General features: G+C 60.8%; 9 protein-coding genes and 2 tRNA genes (1 of these 11 cut by a window edge). 4 read left to right on the forward strand and 7 right to left on the reverse strand.

All coding sequences use genetic code 11. The annotated features are described in order from the left end of the window. From AC07OJ_RS18790 to AC07OJ_RS18805, 4 genes are all read left to right on the forward strand, one after another. Nucleotides 1-38 (forward strand) — tRNA-Leu (locus AC07OJ_RS18790); it begins 149 nt to the left of the window's first position. A 153-nt stretch (nucleotides 39-191) separates the two neighbouring features. Further along, nucleotides 192-278 (forward strand) — tRNA-Leu (locus AC07OJ_RS18795). Nucleotides 279-438: 160 nt separating this feature from the next. Next, a complete protein-coding gene (locus AC07OJ_RS18800; protein WP_065900132.1) occupies nucleotides 439-1,464 on the forward strand; it encodes an iron ABC transporter substrate-binding protein in 1,026 nt (341 codons plus the stop codon). Further along, nucleotides 1,464-3,029: an ABC transporter permease gene (locus AC07OJ_RS18805; protein ID WP_495094971.1), complete on the forward strand. Its 1,566-nt coding sequence runs from the start codon at nucleotides 1,464-1,466 to the stop codon at nucleotides 3,027-3,029. The genes AC07OJ_RS18800 and AC07OJ_RS18805 overlap by 1 nt, the downstream gene beginning before the upstream one ends. Before the next feature lie 106 nt (nucleotides 3,030-3,135). On the opposite strand, the gene AC07OJ_RS18810 is transcribed toward AC07OJ_RS18805, so the two are convergent. The 7 genes from AC07OJ_RS18810 to hfq all read right to left on the reverse strand — a co-directional run bounded on the left by AC07OJ_RS18810 (nucleotide 3,136) and on the right by hfq (nucleotide 11,758). Beyond that, nucleotides 3,136-5,070, reverse strand: coding sequence for a methyl-accepting chemotaxis protein (locus AC07OJ_RS18810; RefSeq protein WP_495094972.1), 1,935 nt, complete (start codon nucleotides 5,068-5,070; stop codon nucleotides 3,136-3,138). A gap of 140 nt (nucleotides 5,071-5,210) precedes the next feature. After that, complete coding sequence (locus tag AC07OJ_RS18815; protein ID WP_120447494.1) at nucleotides 5,211-6,500, reverse strand: adenylosuccinate synthase; 1,290 nt, start codon at nucleotides 6,498-6,500, stop codon at nucleotides 5,211-5,213. 54 nt (nucleotides 6,501-6,554) lie between these two features. Continuing rightward, on the reverse strand, nucleotides 6,555-7,742 hold the full coding sequence (locus AC07OJ_RS18820; protein WP_106805318.1) for an ATP phosphoribosyltransferase regulatory subunit: 1,188 nt from the start codon (nucleotides 7,740-7,742) through the stop codon (nucleotides 6,555-6,557). A 303-nt stretch (nucleotides 7,743-8,045) separates the two neighbouring features. Then, a complete protein-coding gene (hflC, locus tag AC07OJ_RS18825) occupies nucleotides 8,046-8,912 on the reverse strand; it encodes a protease modulator HflC (RefSeq protein WP_495094973.1) in 867 nt (288 codons plus the stop codon). After that, nucleotides 8,912-10,087: an FtsH protease activity modulator HflK gene (gene hflK, locus AC07OJ_RS18830; protein WP_028615515.1), complete on the reverse strand. Its 1,176-nt coding sequence runs from the start codon at nucleotides 10,085-10,087 to the stop codon at nucleotides 8,912-8,914. Before hflK ends, hflC begins: the two co-directional genes overlap by 1 nt. Before the next feature lie 96 nt (nucleotides 10,088-10,183). Further along, complete coding sequence (hflX, locus tag AC07OJ_RS18835) at nucleotides 10,184-11,485, reverse strand: ribosome rescue GTPase HflX (RefSeq protein ID WP_065900120.1); 1,302 nt, start codon at nucleotides 11,483-11,485, stop codon at nucleotides 10,184-10,186. A gap of 12 nt (nucleotides 11,486-11,497) precedes the next feature. Next, the gene (gene hfq, locus AC07OJ_RS18840) at nucleotides 11,498-11,758 is read right to left on the reverse strand and encodes an RNA chaperone Hfq (protein WP_003188059.1); all 261 of its coding nucleotides are present in this window, start codon (nucleotides 11,756-11,758) and stop codon (nucleotides 11,498-11,500) included. Nucleotides 11,759-11,812 lie beyond the last annotated feature (54 nt).

Below are 11,812 nucleotides of genomic sequence, written 5' to 3' on the forward strand. Positions count from 1 at the left end.
GCAAGGTCGTGGAAGTTCGAGTCTTCTCCTGGGCACCAAATTCAGATCAAACCCGCGAAAGCGGGTTTTTTCGTTTCAGGCCTTTGATTTTTAACGTGAATCCCGATTTATATTTTTGATATCAGGGGTTTACAGATCAAAAAGCCCTCCGTATAGTTCGCTCCATCAACAGCGCAAGCGTTGTTGATAATGCCCAGGTGGTGAAATTGGTAGACACGCCAGCTTCAGGTGCTGGTGATCGCAAGGTCGTGGAAGTTCGAGTCTTCTCCTGGGCACCAAATTCAGATCAAACCCGCGAAAGCGGGTTTTTTCGTTTCCGGGGTTTGAAAACATCAGCCTGGAAACTTTCCCGCCCGATTTACCCTCCCGTCCGCACCTGAGAAACTTTATCGTTTATCCTTGCAATGATTTGTTGCACTCAAGTGAGGAAAACCCCGGATGATGATCCGCGATACCCGTCTCAAGACATCCCTTCTGCGTGGCCTGACCATCACTCTGCTCGGCCTGACCCTGCTCTCGCCCAGTGCCTATTCCGCCGACAAGGTTTCCCTGACCTTGTACAACGGCCAACACAAAGAAGTCGGCGATGAACTCGCCAAGGCCTTCGAAGCCAAGACCGGCATCCACGTCAATGTGCGCAAAGGCAGCAGCAACCAGCTGGCCAGCCAGGTCGTGGAAGAAGGCGAGCGCTCCCCTGCCGACGTCATCTACACCGAAGAGTCACCGCCCCTGAACAAGCTCGGCGAGCAAGGCCTGCTGGCGAAGATCGATGCCAGCACGCTCGCGGTGTTGCCCAAGGACTACGTCGGCAGCAACGGCGACTGGATGGGCGTGACCGCACGTACCCGCGTCGTGGCGTTCAACCCTAAACTGATCGCCGAAAAAGACCTGCCCAAGTCGGTACTGGATTTCGCCGGTCCCGAGTGGCAAGGCAAGGTCGGCTTCGTGCCCACCAGCGGCGCGTTCCAGGAACAGGCCGTGGCGATCATCAAACTGCACGGCCGCGAAGCCGCCGAAGAATGGCTGACCGGCCTGCGCGCCTTCGGCAAGGTGTACAGCAACAACATGGTCGCCCTCAAAGCCGTGGAAAATGGCGAAGTGGCTACCGTGCTGGTGAACAACTACTACTGGTTTGCCCTGAAGAAGGAAAAAACCAACCTGGACTCCCAGTTGCATTATTTCACCAATGGCGATGCCGGCGGCCTGATCACCGTGTCTTCGGCAGCAGCACTGAAATCCAGCAAACACCCCCAGGAAGCACAGCAGCTGCTGGCGTTCATGGCCAGTGAAGAAGGCCAGCGCGTGATCACCAACACCTCGGCCGAATACCCGCTGCGCAAGGGCATGGAATCCAACCGTGGCCTCAAGCCCTTCAGCGAGCTGCAACCGCCGAAAGTCACGCCTGCCGACCTGGGTAACGCCGAAGAGGCCCTGGACCTGGAACGTGACGTTGGCTTGAACTGATGAACCCATCGCCACCCGCCCCCGCCCTGCGCGGGGATTTCACCCCGCGACGCAAGCGTCCCTCGATCTGGTTGTTGCTCCCCGTCCTGCTCCTGGTGGGCCTGAGCCTGCTGCCGCTGGTGTATGTCGGGCTGAAGGCCTGGCAGGCAGGCTGGGCAGAAGCGGTGCACTTGCTGTGGCGGCCTTACGTGTTTGGACTGCTGCGCAACACCTTGGCGCTGATGGTCGGGGTGACGGTCGCGTGCGCCGTGATCGGCCTGTCCCTGGCGTGGCTGCTGGAGCGCAGCAACCTGCCGGGACGGCGCATCTGGGGCGTGATCCTGTGCCTGCCGTTTGCGGTGCCGGCGTTTGTCAGCAGCTTTACCTGGGTGTCGCTGAGCGCCCAATTCGAAGGGCTCGGCGGGGCGATCCTGGTGATGAGCCTGTCCAAATACCCGCTGGTGTTCTTGCCGGTGGCGGCGACCCTGCGCAATCTTGACCCCTCGCTGGAAGAGTCGGCCCGCACCCTGGGACTCAACCGCTGGGGCATATTCTTTAGGGTGACATTGCCGCTGCTGTGGCCATCGCTGCTGGCCGGAGCCCTGTTGATTGCCCTGCACATGCTGGTGGAATTCGGTGCGCTGTCGATCATCGGATTGCAGACGTTCACCACCGCGATCTACCAACAGTTCGAACTGGAATTCAGCAATGCGAATGCCGCGATGCTCTCGGCGGTGCTGCTGGTGATGTGCCTGACGCTCCTGTGGCTGGAGTTGCGCGTGCGCGGCAAAGGCCGGCACGTGCGTATCGGCCAGGGCGCGGCGCGGCACGCGGAGCAGGTTCGACTGGGTAAATGGGCGCCACTGGGCCAAGTGTATTGCTTGCTGCTGGCGATCATCGGCAGCGGCATTCCCCTGGGCATGCTCGGGTATTGGCTGGCAGTTGGTTCGTCGGCGGCGTTTCCAGCGGCCGAAATTGGCGAGGCGCTGCTGTCTTCCCTGGCACTCTCGCTGGGCGGCGCCGCGCTGTGCCTGGTACTGGCAGTGCCGGTGGGGCTGCTGGTGGTGCGCTACAAAGGCCAACTGGCGCTCTGGGCCGAACGCCTGCCCTACCTGCTGCACGCCCTGCCCGGCCTGGTGATTGCGCTGACACTGGTATATTTCGCCCTGCATTACGTGCCGGCGCTGTACCAGACCTCGGCGTTGCTGTTGATTGCTTATGCGCTGCTGTTTCTGCCGCTGGCGCAGGCGCCGATCCGTACCGCCCTGAACAAGGCGGCGCCGCAGCTGGAAGAAGCCGCACGTACGCTGGGCGCGTCGTCGTTCAGCGCGTTTTGCCGAGTGACCTTGCCGATTATTTTCCCGGCATTGGGCGCGGCGTTTGCACTGGTGTTCCTGGATGCGATGAAGGAATTGACGGCGACGCTGCTGCTCAGCCCGACCGGGCTGAACACCTTGGCCACGGCGGTGTGGGCGCACACCTCGAATGTGGAATTCGCGGCGGCGGCGCCCTATGCGGCGTTGTTGATTTTGGTCTCGGGACTGCCGGTGTATTTGCTGACGACGCGGATGTACTTGAGCCGCTGAAGCCGCCATCGCAGGCAAGCCAGCTCCCACACTCGATCGTTACAACATTGGAATACGGTCAAGTGTGGGAGCTGGCTTGCCTGCGATGAGGCCGAAACAGGCGACATCAAGCCCGGAACTGCCCCAGGCTCGCCTTCAACTGTGCAGCCAACCCATCAAGTACCTTGCCACTGGCCGTGGTCTCCACCACCGCCTGCGCCGCACGTTCGGCCTGGGCATGGATCACCTCGACCCGCCCACGCACCGCATGCGCGCCCTGCGCTTGATGCTCGGCCGCGCGCGTGGCGAGGCCGATGGCCGCGTGCACCTGCTCCACCGAAGCCTGCACCGTTTGCTGCAGGCGCACGCTATCGCGCAGCACCAATAAGCCTTCGTTGGCCTGGCGTCCGGCCTTGCCAATGGTTTCCACCGCCTCGCGCGCGCCCTGCTGCAGGGCCGCGATATGCGCCTGAATGTCACCAGTAGAGCTTTGGGTCTTGCTGGCCAACGCACGCACTTCGTCCGCCACCACTGCAAAACCACGCCCGGTCTCGCCGGCGCGCGCCGCTTCAATGGCCGCGTTAAGCGCCAACAGGTTGGTCTGTTCGGCAATACCATGGATCACCGTCAACACCACTTCGATCTGCTCGCTTTGCTGCGCCAGGCGCTCAATCACCTGCGAACCGGCTTGCACCTGCCCGGCCAGCGCTTCGATCAGGCTGCCGACTTCGGCCGAGGTGCGCGAGTTCTCATCGGTTGCCTGGCGAATATCCACCACCTGCTGCAATGCGGCCTGCATCGCATGACTTTCGGCCTGGGCCTCGTCGGCCATTTGCGACAGCGCGCGCAGGCTTTCGGCGACTTCGTCACGCTGCAGGCCAGCGGCGGCATCGGCACCCGCATTGCGCAGGGTCATGGCGCCGATTTCCACACCGGTACGCTGGGCCACATCACCGGCTTCACGCACGATAGGCTGCAACTTATCCACAAAGCGATTGACCGCCGAGGCCATGTCGCCGATTTCGTCCTTGCTGCTGATCTGTACACGCTTGGTGAGGTCGCCCTCGCCCGCCGCCAGATCATCCATGGCCGCAATCAACAGCTTCAGGCGATTGACCACGCGCCGCCCAAGCACGATCGCGATCAGCAGCAATACGCCGAAGCCAACCACCGCGAGCCCCATGCCGATGCGCCAGCGCAAGGTGCCGGCAGCCTCCTGGACAGCGCTGGAGGTGTTGGCCGTCATCTGGGTCGCAGTGGCTTGCGCCGACTGCAACCGCGCGCCCATGGCGGCCGCGCTATCGGCAGCGGCGCCCTTGAGGCTGTCGCCCACCAACTGGTCACCGCTGGCAATCAGTGCAGCAAAACGCTTGTCCAGCGCGGCCAGGTCAGCCTCGACCGAGGCAGTCGAAACCCCCATGCGGACCTTGCCGATCTCGACGCCATTAGGACTGATGGACGCCTCGACGTAATACACCGACGGATCGGTCTTGGCCGCATTCAACACTTTGTCCAACGCGCGTTCGCCCTGGCCCTTTTCCAGCAGCGCCTGGTTGATCGGGTTTTCTCGATTCAGGTAGCGCGTGAGGTGCTCACCCGCCGCATCGTCATACACCACAAACAACACGTTGGGATTGCGCTGGGCACGGCGGGCAAACTCCGACAGCGTCGGCACGTCGCTGTCCCACATGGCGCGCGGCGCTACCGAGGCAAGCAGTTGAGCCATATCGTTAGCGGAGTCCTGCAGGTCTTTTTCCAGGGTCGCACGTAGTTGCTTCTGCTCTTCCTGCAGACGCGTGGACAACCCGGCGGTAAGGCGCTGACGAGTACTGGACGACAAGCTGTCGAGGCTGGAAGTCACCTCTTTGCCAGCCTGGGCCAATTCGCCGGACAGTTTCTGGCTGTCGATACCCAGGCGATTGCCCAAATCAGCTTCCAGCGCCGTGACTGTGCTCCGGGTCAGAGCGACCGCCACCAGCACTTGCACCAAAAGAGCGATACCTAGGGTAACGAACACCGGCCGCAACAGACGGCTTTGTAACAATGAGAGAACGGCAGACATCTGGGAATCCCTCCACCACGGGTGCCATTAATTTGATAGCACCGCGAAAGAGAGAACCAAAGCAAGGGTCGTGCCGTTTGCCCGGCAGAAACGACAAAGGGCTCCCGAAGGAGCCCTTTGCTTTTTACATCAACAGCTTATTACGCGAACGGGTGACGCAGAACGATGGTTTCGTTGCGGTCCGGGCCCGTCGAAATAATGTCGATCGGAGCACCGATCAGCGTTTCAACGCGCTTGATGTACGCGCGCGCATTGGCTGGCAGCTCTTCCAGGGTCTTGGCGCCCACGGTCGATTCGGTCCAGCCCGGCACTTCTTCGTACACAGGCTGCAGGCCCACGTAGCTGTCAGCGTCAGTCGGGGCAACGTCGTTGCCTTCCGCATCTTTGTAACCGATGCAGATGTTGATGGTTTCCAGACCGTCGAGTACGTCCAGCTTGGTCAGGCAGATGCCCGAGATGCTGTTCACATCGATAGCGCGACGCAGGATGACGGCGTCGAACCAACCACAACGACGGGCACGGCCGGTAGTTGCGCCGAACTCGTGACCTTGCTTGGCCAGGTGTGCACCGACTTCGTCGAACAGCTCAGTCGGGAATGGACCCGAACCTACGCGCGTGGTGTAAGCCTTGGTGATGCCCAGGATGTAGTCCAGGAACATCGGGCCAACGCCCGAACCGGTCGCAACGCCACCCGCGGTGGTGTTGGAACTGGTCACGTAAGGGTAGGTACCGTGGTCGATGTCGAGCAACGAACCTTGGGCGCCTTCGAACATGATGTCTTTGCCAGCGCGACGCAGGTCATGCAGCTCGGCAGTCACATCCAGCATCAGCGGCTTGAGCAGCTCGGCGTATTCCTTGCACTCAGCCAGGGTCTTTTCAAATTCGATGGCTGGCTCTTTGTAGTAACCGACCAGCATGAAGTTGTGGTAGTCCACCAACTCACGCAGCTTGTCTTCAAAGCGCGGCATGTTGAGCAGGTCGCCCACACGCAGGCCACGACGTGCAACCTTGTCTTCGTACGCCGGGCCGATGCCGCGACCGGTAGTACCGATCTTCAGCTCGCCACGGGCCTTTTCACGGGCCTGGTCCAGCGCAACGTGGAAGGACAGGATCAGCGGGCAGGACGGGCTGATACGCAGGCGCTCACGCACCGGTACGCCTTTCTCTTCCAGCTTGGTGATCTCGCGCAGCAGGGCGTCAGGTGCGACCACCACGCCGTTACCGATCAGGCACTGCACGCCTTCGCGCAGTACACCCGACGGGATCAGGTGCAAGACGGTTTTTTCGCCATCGATGACCAGGGTGTGGCCAGCGTTGTGGCCACCTTGGTAGCGCACTACGGCGGCAGCATGTTCGGTCAGCAGATCAACGATCTTGCCTTTGCCCTCATCACCCCATTGGGTGCCCAGGACTACGACATTCTTACCCATAACACTTGTCCTCATTCGCGCAAACTTGGTGCCGGCGATGGCCGGCAGGAAAACTCAAGAAGCCAGTGGCGATACTTGCCAAAGCCCGTTCTGCAGAATCAATTGCCGGTCGCAGTCCGCTTCACGGGCGGCGGCCAATGGCTGCCCAGGCAAGGCCTGGACAACACGCTGACCCTCACTGCGCAACTGGCAAACCTGCTGCCAGAGTGCTGCGTCCGTACTGTCGGGCATCCAGATGCCACCAGACGGCAGCTCGACCTCAGCACGCCCCAGGGTCACCAGGGTTTTCAAATCGGTGGAAAAGCCGGTGGCCGGACGCGCACGACCGAAGTCGGCGCCGATATCGTCGTAACGACCACCCTGGGCGATGGCTTGGCCAACACCCGGTACAAACACCGCGAACACCACGCCCGTGTGATAGTGGTAGCCACGCAACTCACCCAGGTCGAAATACAGCGGCAACTCGGGGAAGCGCGCCGACAACTGCTCGGCGATCGCGAACACATCATCCAGTGCAGCCAATACCGGCGCCGGCGCATTGGCCAGGCGCTCACGCGCCGCCGCCAGCACTTCACGGCCGCCGCACAGGTTGACCAGCGCGCGCAGCATGCCGGCCAAATCCGCAGGCACACCTTCGGTCAGGGCGATGACTTCATCGATGGCCTTGCGTTGCAGGGCATCGAACAACTGTTGTTCCACTTCACCGGACAGACCGGCCGCACGGGCCAGGCCACGGTAGATACCGACGTGGCCGAGATCCATGTGGACATCCGGCACATCGGCCAGTTGCAGCATGGCCAGCATCAGGCTGATCACTTCGACGTCGCTGCTCGGGCTGGCATCGCCGTACAACTCGGCGCCCAACTGGATCGGGCTGCGCGAAGACGACAAGGCGCGCGGTTGAGCATGCAGCACGCTACCGGCGTAGCACAGGCGACTCGGACCTTCGCGACGCAGGGTGTGCGCATCAATGCGCGCCACTTGCGGCGTGATGTCGGCACGGAAACCCATTTGCCGACCCGACTGCGGGTCGATGACCTTGAAGGTGCGCAGATCCAGGTCCTGGCCCGCGCCGGTCAGCAGGGATTCCAGGTACTCGATATGGGGGGTCACGACGAACTCGTAACCCCAGCTCTGGAACAGATCCAACACCTGGCGACGCGCTACTTCAATGCGCGCAGCTTCTGGTGGCAGTACTTCTTCGATGCCATCTGGCAGCAGCCAGCGGTCTACCGTTGCCATTACGCCATTCCCCTATGATCCGGGCGGCCAGCCCTCGGCCGAGCCTTGAGTGAAGCAGAAAATACCCGGCCCCTGCATAAACAACGCGCAAGAACGACGTGACGAACGGCCTGCAAACGGCCTCGTCGGGCACTTTCCTCGAAAAACTGTGGCGTCTGCGCGGCCAAACAACAATCAAACATGCAGACGCAAAAAAGCCGGGAATTTCCCGGCTGCCGCATCATACACCCGTTTTCTGAAAGGATCACCCCGCCAGGCGTTTTAGCCGCCCGACGGAGTCACTCCTACAGAATCACCGGCTGGTTACTTGGACTTTTCAAGGTAGCGGAAGAAGTCGCTGCTTGGGTCCAGCACCATGACGTCGGTTTTGTTCGCGAAGCTTTCACGGTAGGCGCGCAGGCTACGGTAGAACGCGTAGAACTCCTGGTCCTGGCCGTAGGCCTTGGCGTAGATCGCCGCGGCTTGAGCATCACCATCACCACGCGCCTCTTCAGACTCGCGGTAGGCTTCGGCCAGCAGTACACGGCGCTGACGGTCAGCATCCGCACGGATACCCTCAGCCAGCTCGTTACCTTTGGCGCGATGCTCACGTGCTTCACGCTCACGCTCGGTGCTCATACGCTCGAACACGCTGCGGTTCACTTCCTTCGGCAGGTCGATGGCCTTGACCCGCACATCGATCACTTCGATGCCCAGCTCTTTTTCCGCCATCGCGTTCAACGAACGCGTGATGTCAGCCATCAGCGCATCACGTTCACCGGATACCACCTCGTGCAGGGTGCGCTTACCAAACTGGTCACGCAGGCCCGATTCCAGACGACGCGACAAACGCTCGTCGGCAATCTGCTTGAGGCCGGAGGTCGCGGTGTAGAAGCGCTCGGCATCCTTGACGCGCCACTTGGCGTAGGCGTCAACCATCACAGCTTTCTTTTCCAGGGTCAGGAAGCGTTGTGTCGGTGCATCCAGGGTCATCAGGCGGCCGTCGAACTTGCGCACCTGGTTGACGTAGGGGACTTTCACATGCAGGCCCGGCTGGACATCCGCCTGGACCACGCGACCGAATTGCAGCAACACCGCGCGCTCGGTCTGAGGCACGATATAGAAGCAGTTCCAGGCAGCGATGACCACGACGACGCCCACAATCAGGGCGGTCAGCGATTTATTGCTCATCAACGACTCTCCCTGGTACGTGTTTGCTGTTGCAGCAAGTCAGCGGCCGCACGGGCGCTCGCTTCGTTGGCAGCGGCATTGGAACCGGTGGACGGTGCGCTGGTGCTGCTACGACCACCTTCGATCATCTTGTCCAGCGGCAGGTACAGCAGGTTGTTCTGCCCACCTTTGCTGCCGGTCACGAGCACCTTGCTGGTGTTGCTGAAGACTTCCTGCATGGTGTCCAGGTACAGACGCTCGCGGGTCACTTCGGGGGCCTTGCGATACTCGGCGACCAGCTTGGTAAAGCGATCCGCCTCACCCTTGGCACGCGAGACCACTTCGTCGCGGTAACCGTTGGCATCCTCGAGGATGCGCTGGGCCTGACCACGGGCTTCCGGCACGACGCCGTTGGCGTAGGTTTCAGCCTGGTTGCGCGAACGCTGCTCGTCTTCACGGGCGCGGATCACGTCGTCGAAGGCTTCCTGCACTTCACGCGGTGCTGCTGCGCTCTGTACGTTCACCTGGGTGACAGTGATACCGGTGCGATACGTATCGAGGAAGCGTTGCAGGCGTTCCTTGATTTCGCTGGCCATCAATTCACGACCTTCGGTCAGCACCTGGTCCATCGCGGTGGAACCCACCACATGGCGCAGGGCGCTTTCGGTCGCGTGCTGCAGGCTGATTTCCGGCTGATCAACGTTCAGCACAAAGTCCTGCAGGTTGCTGATCTTGTACTGCACGGTCAGCGGCACTTCGACGATGTTCTCGTCTTCGGTCAGCATCTGGCCCTGCTTGGTGTAGGCACGCTCACGCGTGACGTTCTCCATGTACTTCTTGTCGATCGGCGGGAAGTAGATGTTCAGGCCAGGGCCGACTGTCTCGTAGTACTTGCCGAAGCGCAGCACCACGGCCTGCTCCTGCTCGTCCACCACGTACACGGCGCTGTACAGCCATACGGCCGCCAGCACGACAAGACCCAGGCCCAGCAGGCCATAGCCACCGCCCTTGCTTGTGCGACCGCCGTCGTCACCACCACGTTTTTTTCCACCACCGAACAACCCATTCAGGCTTTCCTGCAGCTTTCGGAAGGCCTCGTCGAGATCTGGTGGCCCCTTGCGGTCGCCATTATTGCGGCGCTTACCACCCCAAGGATCCTGATTATTCGAGTTGCCACCCGGCTCATTCCAAGCCATAGCGCTCTCCATCTGATAAAGCAAAGACGCACCCACGGCGCGCCGACCAATGCTACAGAATGCCTGCTACTGCGGCACAACCGCTTTCGGAGGCTTTTATTGCAAAGTGTGTTGTTCGATGAACTCTGTCGGTACAACACCTTCCCGACTGACCAGCCGGTTCAGCTCCGAGCGCGGCAATCGAACGGCCAGCAAGCTGACACCTTCTTCGTCGTGTTCTTCTTTCTGTACCGCGCCCAACTCGAAAAACTGTGCACGCAGTCGAGCAAAACGCTGAGGCAAGCGCAAGGTGCCGACGAACAAATCGCTGCCGAGCAGTTCGGCAATCGCTTGTTCAAGCAGCTCCAGCCCCGTGCCATCTCGCGCCGACAGCCAGACCCGCTGGGGTTTGCCGTTCTCGTCGCGCTGGATTTGTGGCTCTACGCCTTCAAGCAAATCGAGTTTGTTATAGACCTCGAGGATCGGCAAGTCCTGGGCACCAATCTCGCCCAGCACCACCATCACCTGTTCAATCTGCAGCATGCGATCCGGTTCAGCCGCATCGATCACGTGCAACAACAGGTCGGAATTGCTCGACTCTTCGAGCGTAGACCGAAATGCCTCGACCAGCTTGTGGGGCAAGTGACGAATGAATCCCACGGTGTCGGCCAGGACAATCGGCCCCAGGTCGTCCAGGTCCAGACGGCGCAAGGTCGGGTCGAGGGTGGCGAACAGTTGGTCAGCGGCGTACACGTCCGACTTGGTCACGTTGTTGAACAGCGTGGATTTGCCGGCGTTGGTATAGCCCACCAGGGACACGGTGGGGATATCCGCGCGCGAACGGCCACGACGCGATTGCTCGCGCTGGCTGCGGACTTTCTCGAGACGCCCCTTGATCTGGCGCAGGCGTACCCGCAACAGGCGTCGGTCGGTTTCCAACTGGGTTTCACCCGGGCCACGCATGCCGATTCCCCCCCCTTGACGCTCAAGGTGAGTCCAGCCACGCACCAGGCGGGTGCTCATGTGGTCAAGCTGGGCCAGTTCGACCTGGAGCTTGCCTTCATGGGTACGGGCGCGTTGGGCGAAAATATCGAGAATCAGACCGGTGCGGTCGATCACGCGACACTCGAAGACACGTTCGAGGTTACGTTCCTGACTGGGCGTGAGGGTGTGATTGAAGATCACCAGATCGGCTTCTTCGGCGTGAACCAGGTCGCGCAACTCCTCGACCTTGCCGCTGCCAATCAGGAATTTGGCGGTTGGCCGATGACGCGGTACGTTAAAAAACGCAACGGTCTCGGCGCCGGCCGAATTTGCCAACTCCTGAAACTCCTGCGGATCTTCGCGCGCCTCAGGGTCCTGTCCATCCAAGTGAACGAGGATTACCCGTTCACCACCACCGTGGCGCTCAAAGAACAAAGGAGACTCCTATCAGGCGTTACCTGGCTCAGCGTCACCCTGTTCGTCACCCGCTGCGCTAGGCAGGCGGATCGGACGTACTGGCACTACTGTCGAGATAGCGTGTTTGTAAACCATCTGGCTGACGGTGTTCTTCAGCAGGATCACGAACTGGTCGAACGACTCGATCGTGCCTTGCAGCTTGATACCGTTGACCAGGTAGATGGAAACCCCCACTTTCTCTTTACGTAAAGTATTCAAGTAAGGGTCTTGTAGCGAATGCCCTTTTGACATGTGCCGCACTCCTTTAAGGATCAATAATAAAAATCGGAAAATAGATAGCTCATG

The organism is Pseudomonas sp. GW821-FHT09C08 (assembly GCF_059418125.1).